Below are 15952 nucleotides of genomic sequence, written 5' to 3'. Positions count from 1 at the left end.
CCCATGTTGACCCATCTGAGCCTGCGCGTGCGGATTTTTCTGTTCTTTTGCCTGCTGGCCCTTGGCGCGATTGCCGTCAGCCTTGGCAGTCTTTGGCTTAGCTTTGAACGCGCCGCGACGCCTGCGTTGCTGGATCCCTTTATCTTTGCCGGCCTGCTGGGCACCTTTGCAATCCTGGGACTTTGCGCCGGGATCTGGCTGTTGTTTGACGAAAATGTCGCCAAACCAATCGAGATCCTTGCCGCTGAAATGCGGCTGCGGGCCCATGGTGGTGTGTCCCGTGGCATTGATGCCAAGACCGCGCGCTATCTGGGCGATCTGGCACCGGCGGCTGCCGGGCTGGCCGGGGAGCTGGGCGACGCCACCCAGTTGACCGCCCGCAGTATCGCCGAGGAGACGGCCCGGTTGGAAGCGGACAAGCGCCGGTTAACGGCCCTGCTGAGCGAGCTGCCGGTGGCCACAGTGATGCTGGGGCCGGATCATCGCATCGTGCTATATGATACCCAGGCTGCAACGGTTCTGGCGCAGATCGCCCATCCACGTTTGAATGCCTGCCTGTTTGACTACCTGGACCGCCAAGCGTTGGAAGCCGCCTATGATCGCATGAACAAGTCAGGCAAGGAAGTACAGGCGCAGGTCATTGGCCGAGACGCGGCGCAAAGCTATGCCGTGAGTCTGAAACCGCTGGGTCAGGGCGAGGGCTATGTGCTGATCTTTGAGGATGCTGTTGCCCAAATTGCGCCGGAGGCTGCGCGCCCCTTGGTCTATGATTTTGACCTGCTGGACCGCCCCCTGCGCGACATCGGGGACCGACCCCTGAATGAGCTGTGTTTTACGGTCTTTGACACCGAAACCACCGGGCTGTTGCCCCACAAGGACGAAATTGTACAGATCGGTGCGGTCAGGGTGCTGAACGGCCGTCTGATCGAGGGCGAGCAGTTTGACACGCTGGTGGACCCGGCACGCCCGATTCCCGAGGCCTCGACCCGGGTGCATGGGGTGAGCACCGCCATGGTGCAGGGCGCGCCCACAATCACCACTGCTGCGGCCGCGTTTCACCTCTTTGCCAAAGATGCAGTGATCGTGGCCCATAATGCGCCGTTTGACATGGCCTTTCTGCGCCGTCACGCCAAGGCCACCAACGTGGAGTGGGATCATCCAATTCTGGATACGGTACTGCTGAGCGCGGTGCTGTTTGGCGCCTCGGTGCCCCATACCCTGGACGCGCTGTGCGCGCGGCTGGACATCACAATCCCACCGGCCCTGCGTCACACCGCCCTGGGCGACGCCCATGCAACAGCCTGCGCGCTGGTGCAGATGATCCCCATGTTGCAGGCCCGCGGGCTTGATAGCCTCGCACAGGTGATTGAACAGACCCGACGCCATGGGCGATTGCTGGAAGACCTGAACCCGGTGGACAATCACGGCAGCACATGGCAGGCAGGCAAAAAGACCTGAAGCGAGGCGCGCGATGCCACAGACCAGTTTTATTCCCGACGCTGACACGGCCCGGGCTTATCGGGATGCTCTGGGCTGTTTTGCCACTGGCGTCACCGTGGTGACAACTCTGACGGACAGTGGCCCGCTGGCAATAACTGTGAACAGTTTCACCTCTGTCTCGCTGCAGCCGCCGTTGTTGCTGTGGTGTCCTGATCGCAGCTCCCTGCGCCACGATGCCTTTGTCACAGCAGAGCGCTTTGCCATTCACGTGCTCGCCGAAGACCAGCTAGGCCAGGCGGAGCATTTTGCCCGCAACGGTGAAGGGTTTACAGCGCAAAACTGGAGCCAAAGCGCCGCCGGAACCCCGGCTCTGTCCGGCTTCATCGCCCGGTTCGAGTGCCAGCACTTTGACGCCCACCCCGCCGGGGACCACACCATCGTTTTGGGCAAAGTCACCCAAGTCACCACCTGTCCCGGCAACGGGTTGGTCTTTAAACGCGGACAATACGGCGGCTTTTTGGAGCAGGTTTAGGCTCTTTCGGCTTTTACAGCCAAGTCCCAGATCCAACAAAAATCCACAAAAAACCCGCCAAACCATCAGGTTGGGCGGGTTGATTTGACGTTTGTTAGCGCCCTGTCCCGATGCCCGGAACAGAACGCATGAGACTTATTTCAAAGCCGCGTCGCTGATGATGTGGGTCCAGGCGCCCTCAGGCGTCTTGGTAATCACTGGCGAAGAACCGCCTTCGAGCAGGGTTTTAACCGTCCGCTCATAGTCAGCTACATCAAGCGCACCGTTGCTACCTGCGGTCAGCTTGGCAACTTCGCGCATCATCCGCTGCTGGTGGTGTTCTGTCTGCGCACCGGAAGCATCATTGTCGAGCACGATTTCTGCCGCTTCATCCGGATTGGATTCGGCGTATTTCCAGCCCTTCATCGAGGCCCGTACAAAGCGCTCCATCTTGTCGACAAAGGCTGGGTCGTCCAGGTTTTCTTCCAGAACATACAGACCATCTTCCAGGGTTGCGACGCCCTGATCTTCGTATTTGAAGGTGATCAATTCATCCGGGGAAACGCCCGCATCCAGCACCTGGCCATATTCATTATAGGTCATAGTCGAAATGCAATCGGCCTGACGCTGCAACAGCGGATCCACGTTAAAGCCCTGTTTCAGAACTTCGACACCCATTTCACCCTTGGCTTCGGTAGAGATACCCAGCTTGCTCATCCAGCTCATGAAGGGGAACTCGTTGCCAAAGAACCAAACACCCAGCGTGCGGTTAGGCAGGTCTTCGGGGCCGGCGATACCAGTGTCGTTCCAGCAGGTCAGCTGCATGCCAGAACTTTTGTAGGGCTGGGCGATGTTGACCAGTGGCAGGCCCTTTTCGCGCGCCGCCAGGGCCGCAGGCATCCACTCGACCGTGACGTCAGCGCCACCGCCGGCAATCACCTGTGTCGGGGCAATGTCCGGGCCACCTGGCAGGATGGTTACATCCAGATCTTCTTCGCTGTAAAAGCCCTTGTCCAGTGCCACGTAGTAGCCCGCGAACTGTGCCTGTGTCACCCATTTCAGCTGCAGCTTCACGTCATCCGCAGCCTGGGCCGCGCCGACAGATGCAAGCGCCAGACCGGCGGCTGTCAAAATGTGTTTCATGAGATCGTTCTCCCGTTGGTTATGATGAAAGCTTGCGCGAATTTGACCCTTCGATCAAATATTATTCTTAAGTTTTTGTTAGGCATTCTGCCTCTTCGCGCAGCAATTGAGCGTTTATTTTAGGCCAGTGACTGATTTTTAACCACTGTCAAAGTCCTCTGCCAGAGCGCTCCCCTGGCAAATCCACCGCGCAATTTATCTCGCGCGATGGACTGTTCATTTATCCCCGTTGCGAGGGATGCCAGAAGGTCAGGCTTTTCTCGATCAGGGCAATCGCCCCGTAGAAAAAAGACCCCGCCAAGGCCGCCATGACAATCTCGGCCCAGACCATATCCAAAGCCAGTTGCCCGACGCTGGTCGAGATCCGAAAGCCCATGCCCACGGTGGGCGAGCCAAAGAACTCAGCCACAATTGCGCCCACCAACGCCAGGGTGGTTGAGATCTTCAAACCATTAAAAATAAACGGCAAAGCTGCCGGCAGGCGCAGTTTAAAAAAGCTCTGCCAATAGCTGGCCGCATAGGTCTGCATCAGATCCCGCTGCATGGCAGAGGTCTCGCGCAGGCCAGCCACAGTGTTCACCAACATCGGAAAGAACACCATAACCACAACCACAGCCGCCTTGGACTGCCAGTCAAAGCCAAACCACATCACCAGAATGGGCGCAGTGCCCACAATCGGCAGGGCTGCAACAAAATTGCCCACGGGCAGCAGTCCGCGACGCAGGAAATCGCTGCGATCCACCGCCACCGCCATCAGCAAGGCGGCGCCACAGCCGATGATATAGCCAGACAAGGCCCCCTTCAAAAAGGTCTGCGCCAGATCTTTCCACAAGATCGGCAAGGAGGAGGCAAAACGCTCGGCAATCAGGCTTGGCGCTGGCAGGATCACCATGGAGACCGCAAGCCCACGCACCAGCAGCTCCCAGACCAATAGCACGGTGACACCAAAGATCATCGGCACCAAAAGCTTCACAGCCCGGGTATCCGCGCTGGCCCCATTGGCCAAACGGCTGTTCAACCACCAGCCCAGACACCAGACCAAAACTGCAAGAAATACCAAAGTCATCTGACACCTCCGCTGCCGACCCGACACCACATAGGCGCCAGCGTCACAAGCTTCATTTGGCCATTGAAACCCTGGGGGAGCCGCATCGCTGCGGCGGGGCCAGCGCCCGCCTTCCCCGGTTTCATCCTAGGCTGTCTCGTCATGTACAGTCCCATCATTGCTGCATTCCCATCCGCTTCAGAACGATCTTTTCGATCAGTTCCAACAGCGCCACCAACAGCCCTGCCAGAATGGCCGCCGCAAACAGCGCTGACCAGATCTGCACTGTCTGACCATAGTAGCTGCCCGCCAGTAGACGCGCGCCAAGACCGGACACCGCGCCAGTCGGCAGTTCGCCAACGATGGCCCCCAGCAGCGAGGCCGCGATGCCAATTTTCAGCGAAGTGAACAGATAGGGCATCGACGATGGCAACCTCAGTTTCCAGAACCCCTGTGCGGTATTGGCGCTATAGGTTTTCAGCAAATCCAGCTGCATCGCATCCGGGCTGCGCAGCCCCTTCACCATGCCAACCACGACCGGGAAAAAGCTCAAATAGGCTGAGATAATCGCCTTGGGCAAAATACCCTGCACCCCAATCGAGTAGAGCACCACGATGATCATCGGTGCCAGCGCAATAATCGGGATGGTCTGGCTGACAATCGCCCAGGGCATCACCGACATATCCATAACCCGTGAATGCACAATGCCCACCGCGAGCAAAATCCCCAGTCCGGTGCCGATGACAAAGCCCATCAGGGTCGCCTTCAGCGTCACCTGGGCATGATAAACCAGCGAGCGTTTCGAGGTGAGTTTTTTCATCACTGTGGTCTTCCACAGCTCAGTCACCACCTGATGCGGTGCCGGCAGGCGCGGGCGATCCTGTTCCCAGGTCTGCGCAATGGCAAATGTATTGCCAGCCACCAGCCCAAAGGTTCCCATGTCGCGCCGCACTTTGGAGGTCGCAGGCATGACTTCGGCGCCACCGCGTTCTGCTGCATCCAACACGCCTTTGATGTTCATCGGCACACAGGCCGCGTACCAAAAGGCCACAATGGCCGCGAGCACCGTCAGAACGGAAAGAAAGGTTTTCATAACGTCCCCTCCTCACCGCCGGTGAAAATCATAGCATCAGTCATCACCATGCCCCGCCCGCAGACCTTCGCGTACACGATGGGCAATATCGATGAATTCCTGACTGTCACGAATATCCAAGGGACGCTCGCGCGGCAGCGTGCTCTCAATCACATCGGTAATCCGGCCTGGGCGTGGTGACATCACCACGATCTTGGTCGACAGATACACCGCCTCTGGGATCGAATGGGTAACGAAACCGATGGTCTTGTTGGTGCGCGCCCAAAGTTTGAGCAGCTGCTCATTCAGGTGATCGCGGACAATCTCATCCAGCGCCCCAAAGGGTTCATCCATCAGCAGGATATCGGCATCAAAGGCTAGGGCGCGGGCAATACTGGCGCGCTGCTGCATGCCGCCGGACAATTGCCAAGGGTATTTGCCGCCAAATCCAGACAGTTCCACCAGCTCCAGCACCTGCTCGACCCGCTTGTCCTGCTCGGCCTTGGAATAGCCCATGATTTCAAGCGGTAGCTTGATGTTCTTGGCAATGGTACGCCAGGGATACAGGCCCGCGGCCTGAAACACATAGCCATAGGCGCGCTGCTTACGCGCCTCATCCGGGGTCATGCCATTCACGGTGATAGAGCCGCCCGTAGGGTGCTCCAGCGCCGCCATCACCCGCAGGAAGGTGGTTTTGCCACAGCCTGAGGGGCCAATAAAGGAGACAAAATCTCCCTTGTTGATGGTGAGATTCACATCCTTCAGCGCCTGTACCGGACCGTCATTTGTCGGAAAAACCAGATCCAGGTTTTTCGCTTCGACGACGGCCTCGGGGGCACGCTCTGAGGCATGGGCCTGGGGAGCATCGGCCTGGGTAGTCGTTTGAGTATTCATGTCTTCGCCTTGTTCAGACTATAAGCCGGCCGCGCACGAGGGAGCTCCCCGGCGCAGCCCTGCTCCTTGATTAAACGCCAGTTGCGGGAATGCCTGAGCGTTCAACGGGACGCGGAGAGGTCAGCTCTTTCCAGGTCGACAGCGCCTTGTTCACCACTGTATTGGCCTCGCGCTCAACAAACCGGCCATGGCCTTCCTGAGTGCGGATTTCGCCGTCATGCACCGCCACCTGGCCCCGGCTCAGGGTAAAGCGCGGCAGGCCTTTCACCTCATGACCCTCAAAGACGTTATAGTCGATGGCAGACTGCTGGGTGCTGGCGGCAATGGTTTTTGACTTTTCCGGATCCCAGACGACCAGATCGGCATCGGCACCAACCAGAACCGCACCCTTTTTCGGGTAACAATTCAAGATCTTGGCAATATTGGTCGAGGTGACAGCAACAAATTCATTTGGCGTGATCCGCCCCGTAGCAACGCCTTGGGTCCACAGCATCGGCATCCGGTCTTCCAGGCCGCCGGTTCCATTGGGGATTTTGGTGAAATCCCCTACCCCATAGCGTTTTTGCTCAGTCGAGAAGGCACAGTGATCGGTGGCCACAACCGACAACGAGCCAGACTGCAGACCCGCCCAAAGGCTGTCCTGATGCTTCTTGTTGCGGAAGGGGGGCGACATCACCCGGCGCGCCGCATGATCCCAATCGGAGTTGAAATATTCGCTTTCATCCAGCGTCAGATGCTGGATCAGCGGCTCACCCCAGACCCGTTTGCCCTGCATCCGCGCCCGGCGAATGGCCTCGTGGCTGTCCTCACAGGAGGTATGCACCACATAAAGCGGCACACCCGCCATATCGGCAATCATGATGGCACGGTTGGTGGCCTCGCCTTCCACCTGGGGGGGACGCGAATAGGCATGGGCCTCGGGGCCGGAATTGCCTTCGGCCAACAGCTTTGCTGACAGTTCCGCCACCACATCGCCGTTTTCCGCATGCACCATGGCAATGCCGCCCAGCTCGGACAGACGCTGAAAACTGGAATACATCTCGTCATCATTGACCATCAAAGCGCCCTTATAGGCCATGAAGTGTTTGAAGGTATTGATGCCACGTGTCTCGATCACGGTCTTCATCTCGTCAAAGACCTGCTCCCCCCACCAGGTCACCGCCATGTGGAAGGAATAATCACAGTTCGCCCTGGTGGATTTATTGTCCCAGCGCTTCAAAGCATCCAACAGGCTCTCGCCCGGATTTGGCAGGGCAAAATCCACCACCATGGTGGTGCCCCCGGCCAGACCAGCCCGCGTGCCGCTTTCAAAATCATCTGTCGAATAGGTGCCCATAAAAGGCATTTCCAGATGGGTATGGGGATCAATCCCGCCCGGCATCACGTAACAGCCAGTGGCATCCAGCTCTTCATCGCCTTTTAGGTTCGGCCCAATTGCAGTGATCACCCCGCCTTCAATCAAAACATCCGATTTATAGGTGAGATCAGCGGTGACAATTGTCCCGTTCTTGATGACTTTACTCATGAGTACAACTCCCTGAAACGGGGCGTTTAAACGCCTCCATTGTTGTTTGATGCTGCGCCTAATCCTGGGCGCTGCACATTTCATCTTGCCGGAAATACTCCCGGGGGAGCGGCCCCCAAAGGGGCCGCGGGGGCTGCGCCCCAATCTGTCTTTAGGAAACGATTTCAGCCGTTTCCACAACCGCATGAAACAGAACATTGCCGCCGGCTTCGGCCCAGTCCTTGCTGATCTCTTCCGCCTCGTTGTGGCTCAGCCCATCGACACAGGGGCACATGATCATCGCAGTTGGCGCCACTCGGTTGATCCAGCAGGCATCGTGGCCGGCACCGGAAATAATATCCAGATGCGAATAGCCCAGTCGCTCGGCCGCATTCCGCACTGCTGCGACGCAGGTCTCGTCAAATTTCACCGGATCAAAGCCGCCGACTTTTTCAAATTCGATCTGCATATCAAGGGCTTCAACGATGTCCTTGCCCTCTTCGCGCAGCCGCAGCTCCATGTCTTCGATCACTTCCAACTCGGGTGAGCGGAAATCAACGGTAAAGACCACCTTGCCGGGAATCACATTGCGCGAGTTTGGATAGACATCAATATGGCCCGCCGCGCCGACAGCGCTTGGCGCATGGGACCAGGCAATTTCATCCACCGCCTCCAGCACCCGCGCCATGGCAAGCCCCGCGTTGCGGCGCATCGGCATCGGTGTCGACCCGGTATGGGCATCCTTGCCGGTAATGGTCACTTCGGTCCAGCTGAGCCCCTGCCCATGGGTCACAACCCCAATATCCTTGCCCTCAGCTTCCAGAATGGGGCCCTGCTCGATATGCAGCTCAAAGAAGGCATGCATCTTGCGCGCGCCGACCTCTTCCTCGCCACGCCAGCCGATCCGCTTCAGCTCATCGCCAAATGTCTTGCCCTCAGCGTCAACCCGGTCATAGGCCCAGTCCTGGGTGTGAATGCCCGCAAAGACCCCCGACGACAGCATGGCCGGAGCGTAACGGGTGCCTTCCTCGTTGGTAAAGTTCGTTGCCACAATGGGATGTTTGGTCTTGATGCCCATATCATTAAGCGAGCGGATCAGCTCCAGCCCAGCAAGCACCCCAAGCACACCGTCGTATTTGCCGCCCGTTGGCTGGGTATCCAGATGCGAGCCCACATAGACCGGCAGCGCATCCGGGTCGGTGCCTTCGCGGCGGGCAAACATATTGCCCATCTGATCCAGCCCCATGGTGCAGCCCGCGTCCTCGCACCATTTCTGGAACAAGGCCCGCCCTTCGGCATCTTCATCGGTCAAGGTCTGGCGGTTGTTTCCCCCTGCGATACCGGGACCAACCTTTGCCATCTCCATCAGGCTCTCCCAGAGCCGATCGCCGTTGATTTTTAGATTCTGTCCCAAAGACGTCATCGCAGCTTCCTTCCTGTTCCCCCCGCTGATCTTGCGGGTTATTCTTGGCTTGGCACCAATTGGTGGCTTTGAATCGTTGGCCTGCATCCAAAGGTCTGGATTTGACCAACTGGTCAAACTCACGCTATCACGGAGAGACCACCAGTCAAGAAATTGAGTCATTTTGGCTCTGAAATCCCCATGAAACTGGGGGCAATGCGCAAATTGCGGGCGCTCATACCCGCGCAACGGACGTTAAGGATCGCTTATCCACTATGCCCAAGGACCGATCACCCACCCGTATTCAGAAAAAGAATCGCGCCGCCATTCTGGAGGCCGCGCTTGAGGTCTTTTCAGCCCATGGGTTTCGCGGCGCCACGGTGGATCAAATAGCCACCCAAGCCGGGCTGTCAAAACCGAATCTGCTGTATTATTTCCCCTCCAAAGACGCAATGTTCACCGCCTTGCTGTCCGAATTGCTGGATACCTGGCTTGACCCGATGCGCGAAATCAATGCCAGTGGCGACCCGCTGGAAGAGATCCTCGCCTATGTGCAGCGCAAACTGCAGATGAGCCGGGATTACCCGCGCGAAAGTCGGCTGTTTGCCAATGAAATTGTGCAGGGCGCGCCGCGCATGCTGGATGCATTATCCACCGATCTGCGGGATCTTCTGGCAGAAAAAGAAGCTGTCCTGACCGGCTGGATGGCAGCGGGTAAGATCAACACGACCCACCCCAAACACCTGATGTTTTCGATCTGGGCCCTGACCCAGCACTATGCGGATTTTGACGTTCAGGTGCGCATGTTGATGGGGCCGGAGGATCCCTTTGATGTGGCGCCTGAATTCCTGGAAACCCTTTATCGCCGGATGCTTACACCAATAAGTTAACATTAGTTAGTCCTGTTCAGCGACCCAAGCCCCTTGGCATGGCACATAACAGCTACAACAAAAAGGGCGGCGCATGAGCGCCGCCTTTTTCATTTTAAACCAAATTGTTGGCCAGCTTACCTCATTCCGCCGCGGTGGCAGAGGGGTTGTTTGGATGGGTTGTCCAGTTGGCATATTGATCCGACACCACTTTGCCGGTGCGCTCATCAATTTGACCGGCGGGAACCTCTTCCATGGTGATGCAGCCTTCAATTGGGCAGACATTGACGCAGAGGTTACAGGCCACACATTCGTCGTCTTTGACGGTAAAGACACGATCTGCGCTCATCTCGATGGCCTGATGCGAAGTGTCTTCGCAGGCGGCAAAGCAACGGCCACAGCTGATGCAGTCTTCCTGGTTGATCTTGGCCTTGGCAATGAAGTTAAGGTCCAGATACTGCCAGTCGGTCACATTGGGAACCGCCATTCCGATGAAATCCTGGGTCGAGGTATAACCCTTTTCATCCATCCAGTTGGACAGACCGGAAATCATCTCTTTCACCACGTTGAACCCGTAGGTCATCGCGGCGGTGCAGACCTGCACGTTGCCCGCGCCAAGCGCCATGAATTCTGCCGCGTCTTTCCAGGTGGTGACGCCGCCAATGGCGGAGATCGGCAGATCATGGGTTTCGGGGCAGCGGGCAATTTCCGCAACCATATTCATGGCAATTGGTTTCACCGCCGGGCCGCAATAGCCGCCATGGGTGCCCTTGCCGCCAACGGTTGGTTCTGGCGCCATCTGGTCCAGATCGACTGAAACAATCGAGTTGATTGTGTTGATCAGGCTGACCGCATCGCCGCCGCCGTTTTTAGCCGCACGGGCGGGGAAGCGCACATCGGTGATATTGGGCGTCAGCTTTACGATGACGGGCTTGGAGTAGTACTTCTTGCACCACTCGGTGACCATCTGGATGTATTCCGGCACCTGGCCCACAGCCGCCCCCATGCCGCGCTCGGCCATGCCGTGCGGGCAGCCAAAGTTCAGCTCGATGCCATCAGCACCGGTGGCTTCAACCTTGGGCAGGATCGCCTTCCAGGCTTCTTCCTCGCAGGGCACCATGATCGACACGATCACGGCGCGGTCCGGGTAGTCCTTTTTGACGCGGGTGATTTCTTCCAGGTTGGTCTCCAGCGAGCGGTCGGTGATCAGCTCGATGTTGTTCAACCCCAAAAGGCGGCGGTCGGCGCCAAAGATGGCACCATAACGGGGCCCGTTGACGTTGACCACGGGAGGGCCTTCGGAGCCGAGGGTCTTCCAGACCACACCACCCCAGCCTGCTTCAAAGGCGCGGCGTACGTTGTATTCTTTATCCGTTGGTGGCGCCGAGGCCAGCCAAAACGGGTTTGGGGATTTGATACCCAGAAATTCTGTTGTCAGATCAGCCATTTGTCTGTTCCTTTTCATGCTCGCTTAGGGCCGTTGACCAGCAACGACCCTGGCTTGCTCAGCCCATCAGGCTTGTATGGATGTCCATTGCGGCGTCGCGACCCTCGGCCACGGCAGTCACGGTGAGGTCTTCGCCACCAGAAGCACAGTCGCCCCCGGCCCAGACATTCGCCACCGAAGTCCGGCCCGTTGCATCGACCATGATCTTGCCCCCCTCCAGCTCAACCGCATCGGGTTGGCCTTGCAGGCTTTGGCCGATGGCCTTGTAGACCTGCTCTGCCGCCAGACGCACTGTCTCACCGGTGCCACGCACCCGACCGTCTTCGACCTGGGTATATTCCAGCTCGATTTCCGCCGCCACGCCATTGCCATGGATGGCCTTGGGCATCACGTTGAACATCAAGGTCACACCTTTGGAGGCTGCAAGATCCTGTTCGAACCGGCTGGCGCCCATCGCATCGCGATCACGGCGATAGGCGATAGTGACGTTTTCAGCGCCCAGCAGTTTCGACTGAACAGCCGCATCTACAGCTGTCATACCACCGCCGATAACCACAACATTGCGGCCAACAGGCAGTGCGCTCAGATCTTCTGCCTGGCGCAGCTCTTCGATGAAGTCGACGGCATCGCGCACGCCCTCCATGTCTTCGCCGGCCGCACGCAGGGAGTTCACCCCGGCCAGACCGATCGACAGGAACACCGCGTCAAAATCAGACTTGAGGCCCTCCAGCGACAGATCCGCGCCCAGTTTCTTGCCATAGTCGACGGTGATACCGCCGATCTTCAACAGCCAGTCGACCTCGCGGGCGGCAAAATCTTCGGTAGATTTATAGGCGGCGATACCAAATTCATTCAGGCCACCAGCCTTGGATTTGGCGTCGTAGACCACAACGTCATGGCCCAGCATCGCCAGACGGTGGGCGGCCGACAGACCCGCAGGGCCCGCGCCAACAACGGCAACCTTTTTGCCAGTGCTTGCAGCACGGCTATAGGGGTGCACATCTTTTTCCATCACCACGTCAGTGGCATAGCGCTGCAGGCGACCGATCTCTACCGGCTTGCCCTCGGCGGCTTCACGCACGCAGGCCTCTTCACACAGCGTTTCTGTGGGGCAGACCCGGGCGCACATGCCGCCCAGAATATTCTGATCCAGAATGGTCTTGGCAGCAGAGGCCGGGTGCCCGGCCTGGATCTCGCGGATAAACTGCGGAATATCAATGCTGGTGGGACATGCGGTCATACAGGGCGCGTCATAGCAGAAATAGCAACGATCCGCGGCCACTGCGGCCTCATGTGCGTCATAAGCGGGGTGCAGATCCCCAAAGTTGTCGGCGATGTCAGCAGCGGCCAACCGCCCTGCCTGAATGCCTGATGCCTGATGGCTACTCGCCATTGGGTGTCTCCCTGACTGTTTTTTTCTTCGACTCAAAGAGTGCCACAGTTTGATTTTTTATCAACTGGTAAAATTTTGAAATTTGAAAAATTTGCACACGAAACATACTTACCGACCTTAATGTATTGAAATACAGACATATTTCATCTCGCCCATTTCTTGGGCGCAGAAAGATACAAACCCCAAGCCCCTCCGTTTCCGGCTGACAAGCGTCAGAATGAGCCTTTGCGTGGCAATTCCTCCCCCGGCAGATCCGCCGCGGCGCACCGGAAAAAAAGGCGCCCGAAACATCACAAAAGGCCGGAGGTTTCCCTGCCGGCCTTCTCAAAAAATCTGTTGTCTAGTGGAAATATTCAGGAGGCGAGAACAGCCGTGGCCTCGATCTCGATCTTGGCCTCATCCTCAACCAGCGCCGAGACAACAACCATGGTCATGGCGGGAAAGTGATAGCCCATAACAGCGCGGTATGCGGCGCCAACCTCGGCCTGATGCGCCAGGTATTCGGCCTTGTCTGTCACATACCAAGTCAGGCGGGTGATATCGCTCGCCTGCCCGCCCGCGGCCTCCACCACGTCCAGAATATTGCGCAGCGTTTGGCTCATCTGGCCAATAAACCCGTGCTCTTCAAATACCTGATCTGCGGTCCAACCAATCTGGCCGCCAACAAACAAGAGCTTTCCCTCGGCAACCATACCGTTGGCATAGCCCTTGGCCGGTTTCCACCCCTCGGGATGTACAGAAATGGCAGGCATAGAGCTCTCCTTTTGGTCACTTGGCACGTGTAAACTGGTAGCGACAGCAGCTGTCGCCTTAATATCGAGCAGAGCGCCTGGTATTTCAAGCTTAAAATTTATAACCCTGAAGCAATTTCACCTCCGACCCCAGAACAGGCGGGCACCGGCCATATCCCCTAAAGGACACAACTGCATTTAGCCCGCGCTGATCTTGGCAAGGCATCGGACCCACAGGTGGTAAGGTGGAAACCAATGGGAGGGCGCTACCATCGGCTTGCTGTTAGTCATCATTCAGTCTGATACCGCCGTTTCAGCAGGTTTGATACCGGAAGAGTCCGGTCTATCTCGGTAGTTCTCGGATGGGATTATCGGCACGTATTGTGAAACCAGTCATGAAATGCACTCTTTCCGACTTGTCGGCCTGAGGGAAACCTGTCGGCAATCGCTTCCGCCAGTTCATCGCAGGGTCATGACATCGATCCGATTTGGGACAAAGGCTTACAGTTCAGAGCCGTCGTCAATAAGGCGCGGGCGACCAGGGCGGTGTAGGCTGCGATGTAACTCCGCCTTGAAGGGGCCCTTTCAAAGGGTCTTCAACATGAGCTTCCAGGGCCGCTTCAAGAGCGCAGGTGAGATGTGAAAGAGCGACATGGACTGAATCGCGCCGAGTTTGTCGGAGACCATCAACTTAAGTAAGGATGATGGTTTTGACAAAAAGAAAAATGGCAAATCTCTACTCGCCTGAGGTCCGCGCCCGCGCGGTCCTTATGGTGTTTGAGCATCAAGGCTCCTATGAGACGCAGGCGGGTCCGATCGCCGCCATTCCACCCTAGATCTGCTGTATTCCCCAGACCTTAAGTGGATGGGTCAAGCAGGTATTGAACCATCGGTCGGCAGCGTCGGGGTTTCCTACGACAACGCCCTCGCTGAGACGATAAATGGTCTCTACAAAACCGAACTGGTCCACCGCCAGGGGCAATGGTGCAACATGCAGGATCTGGAAATGGCCACTCTCGGCTGGGTCGATTGGTTCAACAATAGTCGCCTGCTTGGCCCCAACGGGAATACGCGCTGACGTCCGACAACTCCAGGGGCTTCAAAACACAGGCGCGGCAAGACACCAAAAGCCCATCACTCATAGTGCCAATTCCTATTCAGCGCAGGGTGGTGCGGAGCGTACGAAACTGCAGACAGAGGTCAGCCTGGAAGAGACGACCGGTCCTGATCGAGTATCTGCCCCTGCCCGCCACCAAAGGTTCGGGACAGACTCCGCCCGCGCGTTCCCTGCGCTTTGAGGTCCCGAATTAGTCGGCGCATCTCTCCGCAGGTCACTACAGGGCGGGCAAAGCTCGATGCCGCCCCGCGGCTGCGAGCACCATACGCAAATGGGCCCGCTGGACGCCCGACAGGGAGCGCAGGGCAATCGGCCCAGGGTAGAAGCTCTCGACGCGGGCGCCATTGGCAATCAGCACACTGTGCCGTGGCATGAGCAGGGAGAAGTAAGAAACCCGCCTCAGACCGTGCATCCGGCGCACCCGCGGCAGGCTCAGCACCCCCTTGGCCGCAACGAGCACCTCTTCGGCGTCAAACTGGTCTGCGATCACCGCCCCCGCGAGGCAAATACGGTGCTGAGGCGAGACCACCAGATCATGGGCCGGAACACCTGGACCAAAGGCTCCAGCCCCGATCTGGATGGGACGGTGTTTTTCTGGGTCTGCAGGAAAGCCCCGATCCTGTCGCGCCACCCACAGCAGGGGCTGTGCGCCTTCATCCGCGGTGCACAGCATATCGCCGCGCCTCAATGTCTCCACTGTGCGCACTCCCCCGCCCGGCACCGCGATACGGGTCCCGGCCGCGAAGCAGACAGTCGTCACGTTATTATCGGAGGAAACATTGATTTTTACGTCATCCCCCGCAGGATCCCAATCCAATCCGCGGGTTTGCAGCGAGGTAATACTGTCCAGATCGCCGACTGAATCATCGACCACCGCAAAATAGCGGACCGCACCGGGCCCCACGGGCGTCGCCACGAGAAAGGCGATCTGGGTGTCGCCAGCATCCCCATAGAGATTGGTCTGGGACAGCCCATCATCATGGGTGATCGTCACCGGATCATCCGTATTGTCCAGCGGCGTCACCAGTTCGAAGCTGTAGGTCGTACCGTCGATCATCAGCCAGCCACTGTCTGCATCGGTGCTTTCGTTTAGCTCACCGATGTGCGTGTTACTGTTCCCGGCCTCGTCATCGGTATAGGTGGCATTGTCCACCACACCGATGATATCACCGCCTCCGCCGGGGGTTCCCGTAAAGGTCGTGTTTGACGAGATCGACTGCAACTCTATCAGATCTGGAAGAGGCGTATTACTGGCGCCCATGGGTCACTCGCACTAAATCAACTGTGATGCCGACTATACGAGACTGGATTTAAGACGCCGTAAATTTTGCAGTCTCGTACGGAGATCTTGCTACAATCGACAGGGCGCCAGACCTTCTCTAGG

General features: G+C 57.8%; 13 protein-coding genes and 1 pseudogene. 4 read left to right on the top strand and 10 right to left on the bottom strand.

All coding sequences use genetic code 11. The annotated features are described in order from the left end of the window. Positions 1 to 3: 3 nt before the first annotated feature. Positions 4 to 1458 carry a 3'-5' exonuclease gene (locus N1037_10600; protein UWS77749.1) on the top strand — a complete coding sequence of 485 codons (1455 nt, stop codon included), beginning with the start codon at positions 4 to 6 and terminating at the stop codon, positions 1456 to 1458. A 13-nt stretch (positions 1459 to 1471) separates the two neighbouring features. After that, entirely contained in the window at positions 1472 to 1972 is a 501-nt protein-coding gene (locus N1037_10595) for a flavin reductase family protein (GenBank protein UWS77748.1), read from the top strand. A gap of 135 nt (positions 1973 to 2107) precedes the next feature. On the opposite strand, the gene N1037_10590 is transcribed toward N1037_10595, so the two are convergent. From N1037_10590 to N1037_10565, 6 genes are all read right to left on the bottom strand, one after another. Then, positions 2108 to 3094 carry an ABC transporter substrate-binding protein gene (locus N1037_10590; GenBank protein ID UWS77747.1) on the bottom strand — a complete coding sequence of 329 codons (987 nt, stop codon included), beginning with the start codon at positions 3092 to 3094 and terminating at the stop codon, positions 2108 to 2110. A gap of 220 nt (positions 3095 to 3314) precedes the next feature. After that, positions 3315 to 4160, bottom strand: coding sequence for an ABC transporter permease (locus tag N1037_10585; GenBank protein UWS77746.1), 846 nt, complete (start codon positions 4158 to 4160; stop codon positions 3315 to 3317). Between the two features lie 154 nt (positions 4161 to 4314). Further along, positions 4315 to 5232 carry an ABC transporter permease gene (locus tag N1037_10580; protein ID UWS77745.1) on the bottom strand — a complete coding sequence of 306 codons (918 nt, stop codon included), beginning with the start codon at positions 5230 to 5232 and terminating at the stop codon, positions 4315 to 4317. A 36-nt stretch (positions 5233 to 5268) separates the two neighbouring features. Then, positions 5269 to 6105, bottom strand: coding sequence for an ABC transporter ATP-binding protein (locus N1037_10575; GenBank protein ID UWS77744.1), 837 nt, complete (start codon positions 6103 to 6105; stop codon positions 5269 to 5271). Positions 6106 to 6175: 70 nt separating this feature from the next. Next, positions 6176 to 7630, bottom strand: coding sequence for a dihydropyrimidinase (gene hydA / locus N1037_10570; GenBank protein UWS77743.1), 1455 nt, complete (start codon positions 7628 to 7630; stop codon positions 6176 to 6178). A gap of 151 nt (positions 7631 to 7781) precedes the next feature. Next, positions 7782 to 9032: a Zn-dependent hydrolase gene (locus tag N1037_10565; protein UWS77742.1), complete on the bottom strand. Its 1251-nt coding sequence runs from the start codon at positions 9030 to 9032 to the stop codon at positions 7782 to 7784. Positions 9033 to 9286: 254 nt separating this feature from the next. On the opposite strand from N1037_10565, the gene N1037_10560 reads away from it, so the two are divergent. Beyond that, on the top strand, positions 9287 to 9901 hold the full coding sequence (locus N1037_10560; GenBank protein ID UWS77741.1) for a TetR family transcriptional regulator C-terminal domain-containing protein: 615 nt from the start codon (positions 9287 to 9289) through the stop codon (positions 9899 to 9901). Between the two features lie 121 nt (positions 9902 to 10022). On the opposite strand, the gene preA is transcribed toward N1037_10560, so the two are convergent. From preA to N1037_10545, 3 genes are all read right to left on the bottom strand, one after another. Next, positions 10023 to 11327 carry an NAD-dependent dihydropyrimidine dehydrogenase subunit PreA gene (gene preA, locus N1037_10555; protein ID UWS77740.1) on the bottom strand — a complete coding sequence of 435 codons (1305 nt, stop codon included), beginning with the start codon at positions 11325 to 11327 and terminating at the stop codon, positions 10023 to 10025. A gap of 58 nt (positions 11328 to 11385) precedes the next feature. Next, positions 11386 to 12720 (bottom strand): NAD(P)-dependent oxidoreductase, encoded by a 1335-nt coding sequence (locus tag N1037_10550; GenBank protein ID UWS77739.1) that lies wholly within the window; start codon positions 12718 to 12720, stop codon positions 11386 to 11388. A gap of 353 nt (positions 12721 to 13073) precedes the next feature. Then, complete coding sequence (locus N1037_10545; GenBank protein UWS77738.1) at positions 13074 to 13472, bottom strand: RidA family protein; 399 nt, start codon at positions 13470 to 13472, stop codon at positions 13074 to 13076. Between the two features lie 850 nt (positions 13473 to 14322). On the opposite strand from N1037_10545, the pseudogene N1037_10540 reads away from it, so the two are divergent. After that, positions 14323 to 14529 (top strand): annotated as a pseudogene (locus tag N1037_10540) (integrase core domain-containing protein). Between the two features lie 256 nt (positions 14530 to 14785). Here the strand turns inward: N1037_10540 and N1037_10535 are convergent. Further along, complete coding sequence (locus N1037_10535; GenBank protein ID UWS77737.1) at positions 14786 to 15829, bottom strand: Hint domain-containing protein; 1044 nt, start codon at positions 15827 to 15829, stop codon at positions 14786 to 14788. Positions 15830 to 15952: the final 123 nt, after the last annotated feature.

The sequence above is a fragment of the Phaeobacter sp. G2 genome, assembly GCA_025163595.1.
In the GTDB taxonomy this organism is placed as follows: domain Bacteria; phylum Pseudomonadota; class Alphaproteobacteria; order Rhodobacterales; family Rhodobacteraceae; genus Pseudophaeobacter.
The sequence above is the reverse complement of the archived record's forward strand: the minus strand, read 5'-3'. Positions and strand labels throughout refer to the sequence as shown.

Coding starts and splice junctions, on each gene's coding strand:
- N1037_10600 (UWS77749.1), top strand. CDS start 4: ATGTTGACCCATCTGAGCCTGCGCGTGCGGATTTTTCTGTTCTTTTGC.
- N1037_10595 (UWS77748.1), top strand. CDS start 1,472: ATGCCACAGACCAGTTTTATTCCCGACGCTGACACGGCCCGGGCTTAT.
- N1037_10590 (UWS77747.1), bottom strand. CDS start 3,094: ATGAAACACATTTTGACAGCCGCCGGTCTGGCGCTTGCATCTGTCGGC.
- N1037_10585 (UWS77746.1), bottom strand. CDS start 4,160: ATGACTTTGGTATTTCTTGCAGTTTTGGTCTGGTGTCTGGGCTGGTGG.
- N1037_10580 (UWS77745.1), bottom strand. CDS start 5,232: ATGAAAACCTTTCTTTCCGTTCTGACGGTGCTCGCGGCCATTGTGGCC.
- N1037_10575 (UWS77744.1), bottom strand. CDS start 6,105: ATGAATACTCAAACGACTACCCAGGCCGATGCTCCCCAGGCCCATGCC.
- hydA (UWS77743.1), bottom strand. CDS start 7,630: ATGAGTAAAGTCATCAAGAACGGGACAATTGTCACCGCTGATCTCACC.
- N1037_10565 (UWS77742.1), bottom strand. CDS start 9,032: ATGACGTCTTTGGGACAGAATCTAAAAATCAACGGCGATCGGCTCTGG.
- N1037_10560 (UWS77741.1), top strand. CDS start 9,287: ATGCCCAAGGACCGATCACCCACCCGTATTCAGAAAAAGAATCGCGCC.
- preA (UWS77740.1), bottom strand. CDS start 11,327: ATGGCTGATCTGACAACAGAATTTCTGGGTATCAAATCCCCAAACCCG.
- N1037_10550 (UWS77739.1), bottom strand. CDS start 12,720: ATGGCGAGTAGCCATCAGGCATCAGGCATTCAGGCAGGGCGGTTGGCC.
- N1037_10545 (UWS77738.1), bottom strand. CDS start 13,472: ATGCCTGCCATTTCTGTACATCCCGAGGGGTGGAAACCGGCCAAGGGC.
- N1037_10535 (UWS77737.1), bottom strand. CDS start 15,829: ATGGGCGCCAGTAATACGCCTCTTCCAGATCTGATAGAGTTGCAGTCG.